Origin of the sequence: Acinetobacter sp. Ac_5812, assembly GCF_013072695.1 — a bacterium.
Taxonomy (GTDB): Bacteria; Pseudomonadota; Gammaproteobacteria; order Pseudomonadales; family Moraxellaceae; genus Acinetobacter.
Genome location: NZ_LXUK01000012.1, coordinates 501,483 through 519,282, shown reverse-complemented (window position 1 = coordinate 519,282; position 17,800 = coordinate 501,483). Strand labels below are relative to the sequence as shown.

The 17,800-nt window shown below is 42.2% G+C and carries 20 protein-coding genes; 4 read left to right on the top strand and 16 right to left on the bottom strand.

Annotated elements, in window-relative coordinates:
• Positions 1-7 precede the first annotated feature (7 nt).
• From A7P55_RS11455 to A7P55_RS11410, 10 genes are read right to left on the bottom strand one after another with little or no spacing between them, the layout of a single operon-like run.
• Complete coding sequence (locus A7P55_RS11455; protein ID WP_171552171.1) at positions 8-802, bottom strand: SDR family oxidoreductase; 795 nt, start codon at positions 800-802, stop codon at positions 8-10.
• Between the two features lie 22 nt (positions 803-824).
• Complete coding sequence (locus tag A7P55_RS11450) at positions 825-1,640, bottom strand: alpha/beta hydrolase (RefSeq protein WP_171552170.1); 816 nt, start codon at positions 1,638-1,640, stop codon at positions 825-827.
• A gap of 32 nt (positions 1,641-1,672) precedes the next feature.
• Positions 1,673-2,194 (bottom strand): cupin domain-containing protein, encoded by a 522-nt coding sequence (locus tag A7P55_RS11445; protein WP_004652930.1) that lies wholly within the window; start codon positions 2,192-2,194, stop codon positions 1,673-1,675.
• A 34-nt stretch (positions 2,195-2,228) separates the two neighbouring features.
• Positions 2,229-3,452, bottom strand: a complete 1,224-nt coding sequence (locus A7P55_RS11440) for an MFS transporter (protein WP_171552169.1) — start codon at positions 3,450-3,452, stop codon at positions 2,229-2,231.
• A 40-nt stretch (positions 3,453-3,492) separates the two neighbouring features.
• Entirely contained in the window at positions 3,493-4,704 is a 1,212-nt protein-coding gene (locus tag A7P55_RS11435) for an FAD-dependent oxidoreductase (protein ID WP_171552168.1), read from the bottom strand.
• A gap of 27 nt (positions 4,705-4,731) precedes the next feature.
• The gene (locus tag A7P55_RS11430; RefSeq protein ID WP_171552167.1) at positions 4,732-5,664 is read right to left on the bottom strand and encodes a VOC family protein; all 933 of its coding nucleotides are present in this window, start codon (positions 5,662-5,664) and stop codon (positions 4,732-4,734) included.
• Between the two features lie 11 nt (positions 5,665-5,675).
• Positions 5,676-6,440: an SDR family oxidoreductase gene (locus A7P55_RS11425; RefSeq protein ID WP_216078029.1), complete on the bottom strand. Its 765-nt coding sequence runs from the start codon at positions 6,438-6,440 to the stop codon at positions 5,676-5,678.
• Positions 6,433-7,500: an aromatic ring-hydroxylating dioxygenase subunit alpha gene (locus A7P55_RS11420; RefSeq protein ID WP_171552166.1), complete on the bottom strand. Its 1,068-nt coding sequence runs from the start codon at positions 7,498-7,500 to the stop codon at positions 6,433-6,435. Before A7P55_RS11420 ends, A7P55_RS11425 begins: the two co-directional genes overlap by 8 nt.
• 17 nt (positions 7,501-7,517) lie before the next feature.
• Positions 7,518-7,817 (bottom strand): recombinase-like helix-turn-helix domain-containing protein, encoded by a 300-nt coding sequence (locus tag A7P55_RS11415; protein WP_005316479.1) that lies wholly within the window; start codon positions 7,815-7,817, stop codon positions 7,518-7,520.
• 25 nt (positions 7,818-7,842) lie between these two features.
• Positions 7,843-8,148, bottom strand: a complete 306-nt coding sequence (locus A7P55_RS11410) for a non-heme iron oxygenase ferredoxin subunit (RefSeq protein ID WP_004808056.1) — start codon at positions 8,146-8,148, stop codon at positions 7,843-7,845.
• A 266-nt stretch (positions 8,149-8,414) separates the two neighbouring features.
• Here A7P55_RS11410 and A7P55_RS11405 point away from each other — a divergent pair, with 266 nt between their 5' ends.
• Positions 8,415-9,227 (top strand): IclR family transcriptional regulator, encoded by an 813-nt coding sequence (locus tag A7P55_RS11405; protein WP_171552165.1) that lies wholly within the window; start codon positions 8,415-8,417, stop codon positions 9,225-9,227.
• A gap of 55 nt (positions 9,228-9,282) precedes the next feature.
• Here the strand turns inward: A7P55_RS11405 and A7P55_RS11400 are convergent, their stop codons facing one another.
• The 3 genes from A7P55_RS11400 to A7P55_RS11390 form a co-directional block, all read right to left on the bottom strand.
• Positions 9,283-10,092 (bottom strand): SDR family NAD(P)-dependent oxidoreductase, encoded by an 810-nt coding sequence (locus A7P55_RS11400; protein WP_171552263.1) that lies wholly within the window; start codon positions 10,090-10,092, stop codon positions 9,283-9,285.
• A gap of 118 nt (positions 10,093-10,210) precedes the next feature.
• The gene (locus A7P55_RS11395; RefSeq protein WP_016541070.1) at positions 10,211-10,666 is read right to left on the bottom strand and encodes a hypothetical protein; all 456 of its coding nucleotides are present in this window, start codon (positions 10,664-10,666) and stop codon (positions 10,211-10,213) included.
• Positions 10,667-10,916: 250 nt separating this feature from the next.
• Positions 10,917-11,189 (bottom strand): hypothetical protein, encoded by a 273-nt coding sequence (locus A7P55_RS11390; RefSeq protein WP_016660359.1) that lies wholly within the window; start codon positions 11,187-11,189, stop codon positions 10,917-10,919.
• 668 nt (positions 11,190-11,857) lie between these two features.
• Between A7P55_RS11390 and aguA (A7P55_RS11385) the strand changes: the two genes are divergently transcribed.
• Genes aguA (A7P55_RS11385) through A7P55_RS11375 form a run of 3 tightly spaced genes read left to right on the top strand, consistent with a single transcriptional unit; the run spans position 11,858 to position 13,615 of the window.
• On the top strand, positions 11,858-12,937 hold the full coding sequence (gene aguA, locus A7P55_RS11385) for an agmatine deiminase (protein ID WP_252727854.1): 1,080 nt from the start codon (positions 11,858-11,860) through the stop codon (positions 12,935-12,937).
• 51 nt (positions 12,938-12,988) lie between these two features.
• Positions 12,989-13,297, top strand: a complete 309-nt coding sequence (locus tag A7P55_RS11380; RefSeq protein ID WP_016541068.1) for an SMR family transporter — start codon at positions 12,989-12,991, stop codon at positions 13,295-13,297.
• A 3-nt stretch (positions 13,298-13,300) separates the two neighbouring features.
• Positions 13,301-13,615: an SMR family transporter gene (locus A7P55_RS11375; RefSeq protein ID WP_016541067.1), complete on the top strand. Its 315-nt coding sequence runs from the start codon at positions 13,301-13,303 to the stop codon at positions 13,613-13,615.
• A 65-nt stretch (positions 13,616-13,680) separates the two neighbouring features.
• Here A7P55_RS11375 and aguA (A7P55_RS11370) read toward each other — a convergent pair whose 3' ends face one another.
• The 3 genes from aguA (A7P55_RS11370) to A7P55_RS11360 form a co-directional block, all read right to left on the bottom strand.
• Positions 13,681-14,766 carry an agmatine deiminase gene (aguA, locus tag A7P55_RS11370; protein WP_171552262.1) on the bottom strand — a complete coding sequence of 362 codons (1,086 nt, stop codon included), beginning with the start codon at positions 14,764-14,766 and terminating at the stop codon, positions 13,681-13,683.
• A 67-nt stretch (positions 14,767-14,833) separates the two neighbouring features.
• Entirely contained in the window at positions 14,834-16,162 is a 1,329-nt protein-coding gene (locus A7P55_RS11365; RefSeq protein ID WP_016541065.1) for an APC family permease, read from the bottom strand.
• 116 nt (positions 16,163-16,278) lie between these two features.
• On the bottom strand, positions 16,279-17,694 hold the full coding sequence (locus A7P55_RS11360; RefSeq protein WP_171552163.1) for an aldehyde dehydrogenase family protein: 1,416 nt from the start codon (positions 17,692-17,694) through the stop codon (positions 16,279-16,281).
• Positions 17,695-17,800 lie beyond the last annotated feature (106 nt).

Below are 17,800 nucleotides of genomic sequence, written 5' to 3'. Positions count from 1 at the left end.
GCACACCTTATAAATGTTTGTTAAATCCACCAGAAACGTCCAGTGTCGAACCTGTGGTATACGATGCCAAAGGCGATGCTAAAAACACCAAGGCGCGTGCTGGCTCTTCTGGCTTGCCTAAACGTTGCATGGGAATGCCACGGTTTTTGGCAATATTGCCTGTCCACTGTTCCCATGTTGCATTTGGGTCTGAACGGGTTTCAAAACGGCGTTTCCACTGTGCTGATTCCACCATGCCCAACAGGATCGAATTGACCCGAACACCGTACTGAGTAAATTCATGTGCCAGTGAATGGGTTAGATTCAGCAATGCCGCACGTGCAGATGACGTTGCAATCATGTGCGGTTCAGGTTGCAGGGCCAGCAACGAGTTGACATTGGTAATCGAGCCACAGGCTGAATGTTTTAAATCATTTAAAAAGGCACGTACTGGATGTAATACACTGAAATACTTCAGTTCAATTTCTTTCATCCAGTCTTCGTCTTGGGTATTTTCAAAATTAGACACACGCCCCTGACCTGCGTTATTGATCAGCATGTCAACATTGCCCAGATTCTGCTTCACCTGTTGTGCAAAGCGTTTGACATCTTCTTTATCTAAAACATTGCAAATACTGGTGAAGATATTGGCATGCGGATATTTTTCTAAAATAGATAGTTTTGATGCCGCCAGACGCTGCTCATCTCGACCACACCACGCTACCTTGGCACCTTCTGCAACTAAAATTTCGACTGCAGCCAAACCAATGCCTGACGAGCCACCTGTGACAACTGCTACTTTTCCTTCAACTTGGAAGCTCATATCCATATCTCTCGTTTAAGTCTTAATGTGCCGATAAAACAATGTCGTTAAACTGTTCAGCTTGATCGACATAACTTAGATGACCGGCATCTGTAATGAGATGATATCGGCTCAATCGCATTTCTACCGCTAATTCCTCGATTGCTTGCACAGGCGTAATGCCATCCTTGTCACCTGCAATCACCACACAAGGAACCGTAATTTCTGTTAAATAATTTCGAATTTCGTCATAGGCCAACAAATAAGAAGCTCGAGTAAAACCCTCTAATGTCAGTTGCCCCATCACCGCACTGACCAAAGCCAGTGCCTGAGCGTCTTGTTTATAAATCAAATGCGGTCCACGGCTGGCAGCCATGCCTGCATTGCCCAAGCTTTTCAACAGATTCGGGCGCTTTTGATAGACCTGTGCTTTGGTCTCTTCATCGGAACGCTGGTAGCCTTGTGCTGCATTGGCAATGATTAAGGTCTGTACCCGTTCAGGATAAAGATGAGCAAACGCACTGGCTTGTAAGGCACCCAATGAATGACCAATCAGTATGGCTTTTGAAATGTTCAACACATCCATCAGGCCCAAGATACGTTCTGCATAATCAGTTGCATTCGGTTGTTCTGTATCTAGGTTGTCAGATAAGCCATAGCCTGGTGCATCCCAAGCAATGACATGAAAGTGCTGACTGAGTATTTCTAGCTGATTGATCCAAGAAGCTGAACCCGAACTAATCCCATGCAATAAAATCAACGGCTGACCTTGGCCTGCTTCACGATAGGCTTGCACCTGCCCATGCACTGCAATGGTTTTCACTGGATATTTGGCTAAAGATTCAATCAGCGTCATCATGTCCTTCCTTGTATTTGCTCTAATCTGTCGAATTAACGTTTGATTTGCGACAACGGATGCTCAGGTGGATAGTTCGGAATAGTCGGTTTACCAGCACCTAACATCACACACATCAAGGCATCTTCCTGCCCTGGATTAAATAAGCCACGGTAAATACCTGGTGGAATTGAAATCAGATCACGCTCTTTCAGTCTGGTCTCGAACTTTTCACCGTTATGTTCAATGAACAGATCAATCTCGCCACGTAACATGAAAAATACTTCTTCAACATCGTGATGAATATGCAAAGGCCCTTCGCACTGCGCAGGTAATACCATAGTTGAGAAGGTAAAGTTTTCAGCTGGAACTGTATTGCCATCATTGACCACACCTGTTGCACCAGTCCCCATATAACGCATTTGTGCACGGCGATATTTCGGGTCGTAGTCCGCTTGGAACTTCAAAGCATCAAAATCATATTTACGTGTTTCAAAACGTGCGATTCGGGTATTCAACCAATCTTGTAAATTTGTACCTTCAGGTTGTGTCCATGATTCGAATTGTTGAGTAGTCATGTTTTAACTCCTAGGTTTTCGATAAATCGTTTGATTAATAACGTTTTAATAAAGGAAGCAAGAAGAACGATCCAATCACAGCGACGGCTGCCAAGAAGGTAATTCCTAAATTAAAACTGTGGGTTTGCATCACGATGTAGCCGATCAGAACAGGCGCAATTGCGCTGGCAAAATTACCCATTCCATTGAAAATTCCACCCGCAGTTGCACCGACATCGGCAGTTGTGACACGGGCAAGTAAAGCGAATACTGCGGCGACCCCAAAGCCCCAAGCCATGGCGCTTAAAGACATTGCAGCAATCACCAGAATTGGGTCAGTCATAATCACCATGACATACATAAAGATGCCTGCCACCAACAGGCCACTGAAGACCTGAACAGCGCGGCGGCCTAATTTGTCCGAAAGGAATGCACCAATCACTTCGCCAATCAGCATGGCAATGAATGGGAAGCTTGAATAAACCCCAAACTCTTTCAGATTAAAGCCCTTATCCTGAATCAGATAAGAAGGCACCCAGCTGTTTAAGCCCCAGAGATAGGTCATAAGTGCAATATTGAAAATACACACCAACCAAAACGCACGGTTCTGTAAGAGTACTTTAGTGTTATGAATATGGCCTTTGAAATTGACACGTTTGCTGGTCGATTCCAGTTCAATGGTTTTCTTGAGTTGTAAATTACGCAAGCCGAATGCAATCGCAAGCAATGCGATCACCGTTAAACCCGCCATTACAAAGAAGGTGGTATGCCAATCATGCTTTGCTAAGACCGCGGCGGTAATTGGAAAACCCAAAAATGCGCCAATCGGTGTGCCTAACAGGAACATGGTCGAAGCACGTGCTTGTTGGCGGTCGGTGTAGGTTTGTTTGACGATGGCATAGGCCAATGCAAACAAGGGTCCTTCAGCCAGACCAAGTAATACTCGTAAAATCAGCATGCCTGTATAGTTGGTGGTAAAACCCATACAAAACATGAGCAAACCCCATGATGCGACGCTCCAAAACAGCATTTTCTTCGGATTGAAAATATCGCCCAGAAAGCTTAAAAACACCGAAGAGAAGCCATAAGCCAGCAAGAAGCTGGTCATCAACCATCCGAGTTTTGCCTTGTCTTCTGCAATCCCCATCGCACCTTGAAAGTGCGGGTCAGCAAATAACACTGCGATACTAATTTTGTCGAAGAATGCCAGTACGACACATACCATCAGGACAAAAGCAGGAACCCAATGCTTTAATCCACTTTTCTCTTCATTACTCATACTTCATTCCTTCGATTGAGTCATGAACCGGATTTAATGTTTATGGTTTTAATTTCATCACATTAAATTCTGGGTCTGCTAATAAGTTTGGGTCTAACACGGTATTGGACTGCATCCAGCGCTTTGCCAGTTTGACCAGTTTGGAATCATTGATGGCGATCATATTGAGTAAATGGTTTTGATTATCCAGATACAAATAACTGCATTGATCATCTGCGCTTTTCCGAACCACGATCTGGGCAGTTTTTTCAGCTTGATAAGTGCCTAAGATCTGAATATTGAAGTGATATTGATCTGACCATAACCACGGAATATCGCTATATTCGGTTTCAATACCCAACATCGATTTTGCAGCAGCAATCGCCTGATTCTGCGCATTGGCCCAAGACTGGATGCAATAACCAAGCCCTGGATGAATCGCAACATCACCTGCAGCATAAATGTCCTGATCTGAGGTTTGACCAAAACCATTCACCACAATGCCATCTTTGACGTCCAAACCCGCATTGACGCCCAGTTCTTTGGCAATATCTGCACCAGTGCCTACAACCACACAATCAAACAGCTCACTTGCATTCGGATGATTGACCACTTCAACTTTTTGCTGACCTGCTTCAATCAAATGCAGATTTTTACTGTCTAAATGAATCTGTGTCCCTTGTTGCTCATGCATGCTTTTTAGAAAAGCAGATACATCAGGGCTAACACTACGTGCACAAAGACGATCGCCATATTCAAAAATATGAACTTCTTTGCCTTGTTTACGCGCTGTCGCTGCAATTTCAAGACCGATCCAGCCACCACCAATCACCGCTAACTTTTGCGAATGCTGCAAGATCTCAGATAAACGTTCACAATCCTGAACATTACGTAAAGTCACCACATTGGGAATAAACTGCCATGTATTGACTGGAACACGGGCACGACTACCCGTTGCGATCAACAATTTGTCATAGGCTAAAACCTGACCACTTTCCAGAACCACCTGCTTGCGCTGGCGATCCACTTGGGTTGCTAGCGCAGGTTTATGCCATTGAATGTTAAAGTCCTGCACCTGCTCTGAAGAAAACAGATGCAAACTTTCATAGCTAGCCTCTTTGGACAATACTTGTTTGGATAAAGGTGGACGTTCGTAAAATACCCGATCCTCATTGGAGACCACATGAATTTCACCCGAATATCCATTTTGGCGTAAGGTACTCACCGCCCAACCCGCGGCTTGCCCAGCACCCACAATTACGATTCTTTCCATAGCTTGTTCTCCCTGCCTGATCTGTACTTATGCAGGTTTAACCTGACGACGGGTATGATCATCCAGACCGCCTTCAATCGCCCACTCTGTAAAGAGTTCCAGACGATGTTCTTCGATACGTGGCTGCCATTCTTCGGTCAGATAATCATCATTGGTGTAATACTCAAACGCACCACCGAGAGGTGAATTGACATACCAGAAATAAGCCGAAGAAATCGGATGACGTCCAGGACCAATAAAGGTTGACCAATCAGAACGGTTCATGTGCAATCCACCACCAATCACCTCGTGAATATCACGCACAACGAATGCCACATGATTGAGTCCAGCAGGTTTATTTGGCACCGAAAGCAAGAACAGGTCGTGGTGGAAACCTTTGCCGCGACAGCGTAAGAATGCGCCACGATTGCGATAAGCATCTGATAAGAAGAAACCAAGTTTCTCACGATAGAAATTTTCAGTCTTTGCTAAATCTGGGGTGAAAAACACCACATGCCCAATCGCAACAGGTTGTCCTTTGTCATACACAGGGCTTGCTGCATTGATACGTTGTACATTGCCGTATTGGTTAATGCCTTCTGTCTGTAATGCAGGTAACTCTTGGGTAAAGCTCTTTTGAAAACGAATGGTCATCCCATTCGGATCAATGCATTGCACTAAATCAACACTGGCTTGATAGCCATCAACATCATTTAGTGTTAATGCTAAATTTGCCAAATCCTGTGCTGTATCATCTAAACCCCAAGTCACTTCTCGTAAAGTTGAACCTGATTCAATCGCTTTGGGTAGACGCTGATCATCGCAATCAAATAAATAGATCTTGCTACCATTTTGGGTTTGATAAAGATCCGTCCCTTCAATATCTGACTGGCTTTGCTTGAGACCAAAATCTGCTAAAAATTTATTCGAAGCAGCTCTATCTTCAACGCCAAACTTTAAAATCTCAATCCCTGTAATCATGAAATGACTCCTTAATTAAAGACAAAACCGCCATTTACTGGGATATTTTGTCCAGTCACGAATGAGGACAACTCTGACAGTAAATAAAGGGCTGTTCCGTTCAAATCCTGCGGTAATTGCTGACGTTGAATCGCACGCCCATTCACGTATAAATCATGACGTTCCTGCGGCACATACGCTGTTGCTTCAACCAGAGTTAAACCCGGTGATAGCGTGTTAATACAGATATTGAATGGCCCAAGCTCTCTGGCCATGGAACGCGTCATCGCAGTCAATGCCCCTTTACTCGCCACATAAGCCATCAGATTCGGTGCGCCCCATAAAGCGGTATCCGAAGCGACATTAATGATCTTGCCAGCCTGAGACAGCTTTAGATAAGGCACACATGCCTTGGTCACCAACCACGTGCCTTTGACATTGATGCTCATGACCCGATCCCAAAGGTCAGCGTCATAATCCATCATGCTTTTACCGCCAACATTGGTTGCCAGTGCCGCACAATTCACCAAACCATCCATGCCGCCCATGCGTTCAGCTGCTTGCTGTACGGCCTGCTGAATGGAGTCGGCATTGGCCAGATCAATGCTTACCGCATCAACCTTTAAGCCTTGTGCTTGCAAAGCAACAGCTTCTTGTTGCACCAGATCAGTCAAGATATCAGCCATCACCACATGCGCACCTGCTTCCGCAATCGCCTGTGCAAAGTCTCGACCCAAGCCTCTTGCCGCACCTGTGACAAGGACTTTTTTGTCCTGCAACAATGCGACATTAACCATGAACTTGTTCCTGCATTTCAATACGATTTGAGGTATTCAATGCTGCAATTTTCTTTAACTGTTTTTCCGCTTCTTTTTTCATTAAACGGCGTAAACGAGAAAGACCAACATCATGCTGATAAAGAAATTCATGTTGACGGGCATTCGGTGCAAGATTTTCTAAAATAATGCGATCTTGCTCCAACACATCCCAGTGCAATTTTTCTAAATGGTTACGATACAGGAAACGCCACACATTGCGTTGCCAGCCACTGACTTTACGGCAGCGCCAGAAGAATACACGGGTATTTTTTTCATCAATTGGTGTGGCATAACCGACAATCCAGAATTCACCGCCTGGACCAAAATCTTTACGATACGGGATTGAGAGACGTAACCAGCTTGCACCGGTATTGGCATATTCAACCCAGTCAAAATTCACACCGACTTGGCCTTCTTTTTCAAAAATAAAACCATGCTCAGTCGAACGATGTTTCATTTCTGCCGTGCGGTCGCCCTCTGCCATCGAATGCGAAGTACAATGCAAATAGCTACCATGCATTGGGTCCATCACATTATCAATCGCATACTGATGATTCACTTTCCAGTCCGCCTGACATAAGAATGAACTCCATTCTTCATTTGCCAGTTGTTCAGGAAAATCTAGCGGCTTAGGTGCTTCATTGGCATCGATACCGAACCACATGAAAATTGCACCATGTTGCTCAATCACAGGATAGCTTTTGACACATGACGTGCCTTTCATTGGACAGTCATGTACCGCAGGCACATCTTCCACCACGCCGTCATGGCGAACTTCAACACCGTGATACCAGCAAGCCACACGATTGCCCAGATTCCAACCTAAAGAAAGACGTGCGCCACGATGCGGACAGCGATCTTCCAAGGCATGAACCTGACCTTCCGCATCACGCCAAACCACGATATTTTCGCCTAAACGGGTAATCCCGACAGGATTCGCTGCCACTTCCCAGCTTGCCAGCACTGGATGCCATTGGTCACGTAAACCCAAATCCAAATATTCTTCTACACTCGGTGTTACTGATACTGCTGCGTTCATCACTATTCTTCCTTGAATTAATAACCTAAACGTTGCATTTCTTCTGAGAAGGTTTCAGAAGTCCAAAGCTCACCAGATTCACAACGGAATCCTTGTTGATTTAAAGACTGCACTAAATCACCAAGTTCTGTTACACCTGCTGCAAAGGCTTTAATTAAGTACTGAACAAAATCTTGCTCATAGGCCGTTGGCGCTTTATACCGTGTCTGCCAAACCAGAAGCTCTGCCTGACCTGGTATCTGAATATTGTTAATCCCTGCTTCAGTCGCTGGCGTGGCATGAATCCAGTTCGCTAGCTTCCTATTAAATGTTTCCATGAGATTCCATCCTTATAAATAAGACTTATAGTTGAATTTGAACGTCCTGCCCTTCAACACGTACGGGATAGGTGCACAAATCACGGCATCCTGGTCCACTCTTCAACTCACCTGTCTGGATATCAAAGATCGCCTCATGCAATGGACATTCCACTGTTTGATCTTCGATAAAGCCTTCTGTTAACAAGGCAAAGGCATGTGGGCAAACATTCTCGATGGCAAAGTAATGATCATCGATGAAAAATACGCCAATTTTCTTACCGTCGACTTCAATGGCTTTCGGCTCGTCTTCGGTCACGTCGTCTTGCTGACAAACTGAGATCCAACTCATCCTTGCATCCTCATTTGTTTTATATATAAAACAATATTTGATATAACAAACTTTAATAAAGAATACTCCGATGCTGTTTTTTATGTCAAACAATATAAATCTTTAAAAATCATTAATTTGATATTTATTACACATTCTTTTACGTTTTACTTAGGAAATTTTGTTTCATATATAAAACTATCTTTTCGTTATGCTTTGCAGTTAGAATAGAATTCTAAGAAAATTAAATTTTTATGATTTGCGTTTTTTGTAGGAAAATTAAACTGATGAATTCAAGCGTTGAAACAGACTCTCAAGAATCTGAACTGACAAAAAATGATGATCGCTATTTAGTCCCTGGCTTAGTGCGTGGCTTGGCAATTTTGCAAGCCTTTAATCAACAAACCCAAGAAATGACCATTACTGAAATTGCCGAAGTTCTCGATGTCAACCGTTCCAGTGCCTTTCGACTGATCTACACACTGGAATCATGCGGCTTTCTACGCAAGGCGTCACAAAAGACCTATGCACTCGATTCAAAGGTGATGGAACTCGGCTTTAATAGTTTATCTAAACAATCTTTATTAGACTTAGCCACGCCGTTGATGAAAGAACTGCGTGATCAAACCCAACTGGCGGTGCATTTATCCATTTTGGAAGGCACGCATATTGTCTTTATCAATAACATTCAATCGAATGGCACCTTTACCAGTAATATTGGCCTAGGCACACGCTGGCCCGCACATGCCACCGTGATTGGACAAATGATGTTGGCCGATCTCAGCGAAACGGAAATTCGTGACCGTTATAAAAACTTTAATCAATGGGATACATTCTCAGAACTCACCCCTAAAAACCTCAAGGAGCTGTTACAACGCCTCAGTTTTGTCAAAACTCAACGTTCCATGGTCAGTTGGGGGCATTACAATCACGATATGGCGGCCTGTGCTGCACCGATTTTTAAACAATCTACCCATCAAATGGCGGCGGTACTCTCTGTCAGTTGCCCTTTAGGCAGTTATGATGAACATTATTTTAGAAATGAAATTGCGGATACAGTGATTCAGAGTGCAGATAAAATTTCTAAATTTATCTATTAAGGGATAACAAAAAAGCAGCTAAAGCTGCTTTTTTCAGATTTTCAGACTTCAATCATCAAGCTTGATCTGTCTTTAATTTATTTTTTAAACGTTTGTCCATTGCATCGAATAAAGGACGTGACAGATTCATCATCCATGTCGGTGCTGTATTTAATAACGCATTGGCAACCAGACCTGATTTACTGCTAACACGATAGGATTTTTCTTGAATCGCTTTCACAATCCAGCCTGCAGCGGCAGGTGTATCCAACATTTTCATATGTTTGTAAATTGCTGTCTTAGATGACATCGGTGTTCTGACCATTGGAAAATATACAATACTGACATCAATGCCTTTGCCTTTCAGTTCCATCGACAAGGAACGCGAGAAAGATTCTAATGCAGATTTACTGGCCAAATAAGCCGAGAATAAGGGAATCGGCACTTGTGTAGACATGGTCGAAATATTGACAATATGCCCAGAACCGTTAGCCAAGAAATGAGGTAATAGGTGTAGTGTCATATTCACTGCGGCAAAATAATTAATCTGCATGGTACGGGTATAGTCATGCAGACGATCAAGTGATTCAAGAATCGGGCGTCGAATCGAACGCGCTGCGTTATTGACTAAAACATCAATGTTCTGATGTTCAGCTAAAATCTGAGCAATACAGCTTTGCGCTTGTTCTACATCCGTCAGATCTGCTGGGTAAATGGAGACTTGTCCACCTTGTGCCTGAATATTGCTTTGAATGCGTTGCAACTCATCTAAACGACGTGCAATCAAGCAAACCGTTGCTCCCGCTTGCGCCAGTTGCATTGCAGCCTCTTCTCCGATTCCACTTGAAGCCCCCGTAATAATGATCGTCTTACCCATTACATCCATTGCTTTCTCCTTGAACACAATAGCACTCCACATCTGTTGATTTTCTTATCCTACCGTGACTGTAGCCTACCCTGATCAAACTTATGTTGTATTCTATTTTTATTAGATGCTCACTTCACTATAAGGCTTTAATTTGAAACTGGTTAATTTTAGCTGCAATTTTCTTTAGCCCATGGTTTGCCGATGTCTTCAACTTCATCAAGGTTATTTCTGTAAGCAATGGGACTTTGCTCTCTAACCAGATGGTATAGGTCAAATGTGTACGCCCATCTAATTCTTCAAACTCCAACCGACCCAAATGATAACTGAATAAGCAATTTTTTAGCATTTGATATTCAATCATCTGATTGGGCAAACTTTTCATGATTTGTTCTTGAATCGGTTTAAATACACCGAAGCCCATCTTTCGTATTGAACCCACACCATCTGTATTATGATCATCCGTAGCGGTTTTAATCACAACTGATTGCAAGGGCCATAAAACCGTATTAAAGGTTTGGTGTTTAGAAAAAAGATGAAAAATAAGATCTACTGGCGCATTAAAGCTTTGTTTCATTACAACAAATTTTGGCATTCACATCATCCTTCTCATCGTCTCACCCGAAAACTAGGTGATATAAAAGCCAACTTCTCTCAGATTTAAATCAAAACCTGAATAGCACGCTATGAGCAGCTTATTTATATAATTTTCGGGACCGCTTTCCTGATCATTATATAGATGACCTATGATTTATCTTGACGTTGCATCTTTATTTTGACTTTTTGTGCCAATTCCTATCAATATAAGCAGCATAATTTTAACTAAAATAAAGCAAATAACCTGCTTAACATTCGCAAGTGCCAAACATGTTATAAACAAAATATACAGGTGCATCTTCTGGATAGACATCGCTGTCTTTAATCATGAACAAAACGCCTTCACTCAGTATGATCAAAACATCTTGATTACGGCTAACAACTGTCCCTTTACTTATTATTTTATTTGGCTTACCGATATTATCAGCGTCATGTATAAAAAAAACTTTTCGTCCTGACTTAATACTACTTGGAATAACTTTCTTATATAAACCACAGTTCTTACATACCCATTTCTTCACTATCAATTCTCTAGAGCAAAAGGAAGATCATATTAAAAATCACCCCAAGGAAGTGGACATAAAAAACCTAATAAATTAACAAAACAGTCTTTTCTTTATATAATAAAACCCTCTAAATGCCGATCTAACAAATTAAACGCAAAATAAAAACAGATTAGGACAAAATTATAAATTTATTTTTAGAGTTAAATATAAAATTCAAAATCCATTCAATAAACATAAATAGACCACATATACATATTGATCATAATGCTAGAATATCCAATCCAAACTGCTATTCAGTCCACAATCAGATTGGATAACCGATAAATCGTTTTTTTGTACACATTATGAATGTATACAATCCGCCGTCATTGTTTCTGCTCTGTCAGTAAATGCGTTCTCCCCCTCCATATGGGTGAGAGGGAAATAGTTCTATTTTCTTTATTTTTTATACAGTTTAGGCCATTTATTTATAAGTTATTTTCCATTACTTAGAAAACAAACTCTGTTTTTATGCTTAACCGAACTCACATCAACTCATTCATATCTTTATTTATTTTATTTTTCAATTCTCTTTAAATTGGCAATTTAACCAGCATTTAAACCTTGAGATTTCAAAAAAACTGATAGCTCCTTTATTTAACATTCAAAATATCTGAACTAATATCGGATCAATGAAACCTGATATGAAGTTTAAGCAAATGAAAAATCATATGTATAAAATGCCCGCTGAATGGACTCCACAACAATGTGTTTGGATGATTTGGCCTTATCGTACTGATAACTGGAGACTAGGTGCATTACCTGCACAGCAAGCTTTTGCCAAAGTTGCTGAAGCTATATCTCAAAGCACACCTGTGTTTATGGCTGTTCCCCATGCTGAAATGGATAAAGCAAAAGCGACGATTCCCGCACATGTCACCTTAGTTGAAATGGAGAGTGATGATGCATGGATGCGTGATACAGGCCCAACCATTGTTCAAGATCATACAGGAAACAATGTCGCTGTCGATTGGGTTTTTAATGCATGGGGGGGAGAAAATGGCGGCTTATATTCCAATTGGGATAAAGATCTTGAGGTCGCCAACCAAGTTGCTCAATTTCATTCCATCCCATTACATCAATCAGGCATGGTGTTAGAAGGTGGTGCGATTCATGTGGATGGCGAAGGGACATTACTGACAACAGCCGAGTGTTTGCTCCATCCCAATCGGAATCCAGAAATGACGCAGGCTCAGATTGAGCATGAACTCTCCACTTTACTCGGTATTGAGAAATTCATTTGGTTGCCATTCGGTGTGTATAACGATGAAACCGATGGGCATATCGACAACATGTGTTGTTTCGTCCGTCCAGGCGAAGTCGCCTTACATTGGACAGATGATCCTAATGATCCACAATATGAAAGTTCAAGGCAAGCATTAGACATCCTTGAGTCCGTTACCGATGCAAAAGGCAGAAAACTGAAAGTTTGGAAATTACCCGCGCCAGGGCCTTTATATGCCAGTGAAAATGAAACGGTTGATGTTGAAAAAGGCAATGCCATTGAGCGCTTTGAGGGCAATCGTTTAGCGGGCTCCTATGTGAATTATCTGATCAGTAATCAACAGATTATCTTTCCTTTATTAGATGAAAGAACCGATGATCAAGCCTATATTTTGTTCCACAAGATGTATCCCGATTATCAAATTACTGGCGTGCCTGCGAGAGAAATCTTATTAGGTGGCGGAAATATTCATTGCATTACCCAACAAATTCCCAAATAGCATCTATCTAGATTGCTTATTTGTTCATTAATCTACTTACGGTGAGTTTTTATGGCTTGGTTATATTTATTCATTGCGAGTTCATTCGAAATACTTTGGGCCATTGGTCTGAAGTATTCTCGAAACTTATTTGAATGGTCATTTACGATTTTCTTTATTGTCGGAAGTTTCCTGTTTTTACTGTTAGCAGCAAAAAGAATGAAGCCCTCTTATGCTTATGTTTTTTTTGTGGTGCTCGGCACCTTAGGCACCTTTGTTTTTGACACCTATGTTATAGAAAACCCAGTGAATTTTATTTCAGTGCTGGCAATTGTGATGATCATCATTGGCGTTGTTAAATTAAAGCAAATTGGAGACTAGTTCATGGGTTGGTTGCTGTTGATTGCTGCAGGGCTGTTAGAGATTTTTGTAGTAAAAAGTATTCGCGATCTGATTCATAAAAAATACAGAACGGCGATCCCACTCTATCTTCTGTCTCTTTCTTCTTCGCTTTTTTTATTACATCTCGCAATGGAAACTATTGATGTCTCGATTTCCTATGCTGTTTATACCGGTATCGGTGTGATCGGCACCATTTTAATGGGTATTTTCTTTTGGGGTGAACGGAAAAGCATTGAAAAGTTTTTTTATGTTGGTGTCATTGTCACGGGTGTGATTACCTTAAAACTCGCCAGTTAAGCCCAATTGAATAGAAACTTAGAGTGTTCTAGACAGCTACAAACAGATAGCTGTCTAGAATGCATTTATGCTGGGATCTGCTGGGTAATACAGTGAATATTACCACCGCCTAATAAAATCTCTCGTGCAGGAACACCAGTAATTAAATAATCAGGATACATTTGCTGGAACAATTCTTTAGCTTCCTCATCCGTTCTTTCATCTAATAAAGGAAAGATGATCTGTCGATTACTGATCAGATAGTTCACATATGATCCCGCTAAACGATTACCTTCAAAACGTTCAATCGCATTGCCCTTTTCAACATCAATCGTTTCATTTTCACTGGCATATAAAGGCCCCGGTGAAGGTAACTTCCATACTTTTAAATTTCGCCCTTGTGCGTCTTTGCTATTTTCAAGCACCGTTAATGCCGCGGCAGATCGTGGATATTGGGGATCATTAGGATCATCCGTCCAATGCAATGCCACTTCCCCAGGACGAACAAAGCAGCACATATTATCGACATGCCCATCGGTTTCATCATTGAACACCCCCTCAGGTAACCAGATAAAATGGCTTACACCAAGACATTCTGTGAGAATATTTTCAATTTCAGTCTGGGTCAGATCTGGGTTTCGGTTTGGATTAAGCAAACACTCTGAAGTCGTCAACAACGTGCCTTCGCCATCGACATGAATAGCACCACCTTCCAAAATGAGAGAAGTCGAATAGGTTTCAAGATCATGTCGTGCTGAAATCTTTTGGGCAATTAATTGATCTTGGTCCCATGGAAAATACAGACCACCGTTCTCTCCGCCCCACGCATTAAACACCCAATTAATCCCTTTTCGCTCTCCTGCAGCATTCTTGACAATACTTGGCCCCGTATCACGCGTCCACGCATCATCACTTTCCATTTCAACCAACGTTACTTGTGCTGGCATCACTTGACGTGCTTTATCCATTTCAGCGGATGGAACTGCCATAAATACAGGTGTGGTTTGAGTAATTGCCGCAGCAACTTGAGCGAAAGCCTGTTGAGCAGGTTGAGCATTGGCGCGCCAGTTATCAGTACGGTAAGGCCAAATCATCCATACAGCTTCTTGAGGTGACCATTCACCCGGCATTTGAAAACCATCTTGGTTCGGTGTGTTCATTTTCTGTTGCATATCCTGTTTTTCCACAACGTTTAAATCCTTAGCAATAATTTTTTAACTCAGCAAATCTTCGATTTGATTAGGTGGTTGCACCAAAGGAGATCGGCTGCTTTCTCATTTTTTTATAGAGTAGTAGCAAGATACCTGTGACGAGCCATATTCCACCAAACTGCAATGCTGATTTTTCGAGGTGTAACCACAACCCTAACAAACACAGCACTGAGGCCAATGGCAGCAATAAATTAAAGAAAATATTTTTAAATCCAGTTCGTTCTTTGCGGATCACGAAAAATTTCATAAAGACCGAAAAGTTCACCATGGTAAAGGCAATCAAGGCACCAAAACTCACCAAACTCACCACTGTTGCTAAATCGACGACAATCGCCAACAAAGAAATCATGCCGACAAAAAAGATCGAATATAAAGGTGTGCCTAATCTGGCATTCACCGAACCAAAAACTTTTTGGTTAAATACCCCATCGCGCCCCATGATATACAGCAACCGCGATGCGCTGGCATGCGAGGCCAAACCTGACGCAAATGCATTCATGATTTGTACCGTCAACAAGGCAGATTGGAAGAACACTCCACCGACATACAATGCAATTTCAGGTAAAGCTTCATCTGGATTTTTAAACTGTTCCAGGGATGGGAAAGACAATTGCACAAACCAAGAGACGGTAATAAAGATAATCCCGCCCAATACCGTGGTAAGTATGATTGCGCGCGGAATGGTCTTGGTTGGATTCTTGCTTTCATGGGCCAAGGTAGAAACAGCATCAAAGCCTAAATATGAGAAACAAACCAGTGAGACGCCTGTGAGTAAAGTCAGATATTCAGGATTACCATTAAACAGTGGTGTGAGCGTCATCACACTGCCATAGCCGTGAGAATTACCAATGCCTGTGACCACCAAAAAGATAAACACCAACATCATTGCAATCGTGGCAGCAATAAATACAAAGCTAAAATTGGCGAGAATATTGATGCGGAAACTGTTAATCAGGGTTAACAGCCCCACCATGATAAGTACCCATCCGGTATAGGAAATATCTGGCATTAATGCATTCAGGTAAAACGATGCCAATAGCACATTGACCAACGGAATCAGCAGATAATCAATCAGAGAACACCAGCCCACAAAAAAGCCAGCGGTCTTGCCACAGGTCTCCGTGGTATAAGTATAGGCAGAACCTGATTTTGGCGATAATTTACTAAAACGAGCATAACTGAAAGCCGTTAACAGCATGGCGATTAACGCCAAAACATAGGCCAGTGGGACACGTCCTTCTGTCACTCTGGAAATAATACCAAAGGTATCAAATACCGTTGCGGGTGCCATATAGGCTACGCCAATGACAACGACTTGCCAAAGTGAAAGTCCTTTCCGATTATTCTCGCTTTCCATGCATATTTCTCCTACATCAATGCAAACTCTTATTTAGTGCATTGTTTTTTCACCGAATCGGCGTTGTATTGAAAAGAGAAGTCCCTTTCTCGATCCAATAACCTGTATAAAATGGGTTAAATCGTAATGACGTTTTCCTCTAAATAACTTTGAATGCCAGACTCACCGAGTTCACGCCCAATGCCACTCTTTTTAAAACCACCCCACAATGAGCCAGGCTGAATCATTTGATGTGAATTGATCCAGATATGACCAGAACGCAAGCGTTTAGCAATTTTTTTACCGTGCTCCACAGAGCCTGTGATGATGGTTGCAGCCAAGCCAAACTCAGAATCATTGGCGAGACGCACTGCTTCATCTTCGGTTGCAAAACTACGACAGCACATCACTGGACCAAAAATTTCTTCTTTCCACAGTCGGCTGTCGGTAGGCACATTAATAAAAACATACGGCCTGATAAAGAAGCCTTTATGCGGTAAAGCAATTTGATTTAGATCAATCAAGGATTGAAGTTTCTCTTGTTGCGCAATATTTAAATATTCATGCACTTTCTTGAATTGCTTTTCTGTGGTCATCGGCCCCATCGCCAAGGGTCCTATAAGGTCCGTGCCAAGCTGCATCGACTCCACAGCTAATTTCAATTTTTGATAGAAAGCCTTAGCAATAGATTGATGCACCAACAAGCGTGATGTTGCAGAACACATTTGACCGCTGTTATAGAACATTCCACCTAAAGCTTTATCGACTGCTTCATCTAAATCGGCATCTTGCAGAATTAAAATCGGTGATTTTCCACCGAGTTCCAAAGTGACACGTTTGACAGAGGGTGCAGCAGCCTGCATTACATGAATTCCCACTTCAGTACTGCCCGTAAATGAGACTTTTTGTACATCCGCATGCAGCACTAAATGTTGCGCTGCAACAGCATCCCCAAGGATCAGGTTAAACACTCCTTGAGGAAACTGAATTTGATCTAAAATTTCAGTAAAGGCATATTCAGGTAACGGCACCAGTTCAGACGGTTTAAAAACAATGCTACAACCCGCTGCCAGCGCTGGCGCAATTTTCCATGCACTGGTAATTAACGGAAAATTCCACGGCGTAATCAGTGCAACCACACCCACAGGGTTCTGTTGATGGGTCAGTTCAGTCCCATCTTCACATTGTGTGGTTTGACTAAACGCCATGTTTTGTACTAAATCTGCATAATAACGATAGCATTTGATACTATTTTCAACATCCACCCGCGCCTGCTCAGATGACTTTCCATTATTTCGATGCGAAAGTTCAATCAGGCGAGTTTTCTCAGTTTCTAGCTGGTCAGCGATTTTGTTTAGCCATGCTGCTCGTTGTTGAGGCGTGGTCGTACTCCACGCATCGAGCGCCTGATTGGCAGCATTGACCGCCGCATCAACATCGTGTGTAGAAGCAGCAGTATAATGAAGGATCTGCTCTTCATTATTCGGGTTGATCAGCGCAATCTGCGCTGTACCTGTGGTTGCCAGCCACTGTCCATTGATATAATTCTTCATCTGCTTGCTCGCCTTCAGCTCATCCATCCATTTAAAGTGCTCTGACAGCAATTACTTCAGAACGACTCCACAACGGTCTAAACCTTTATGACTTAGTCATCTCGGT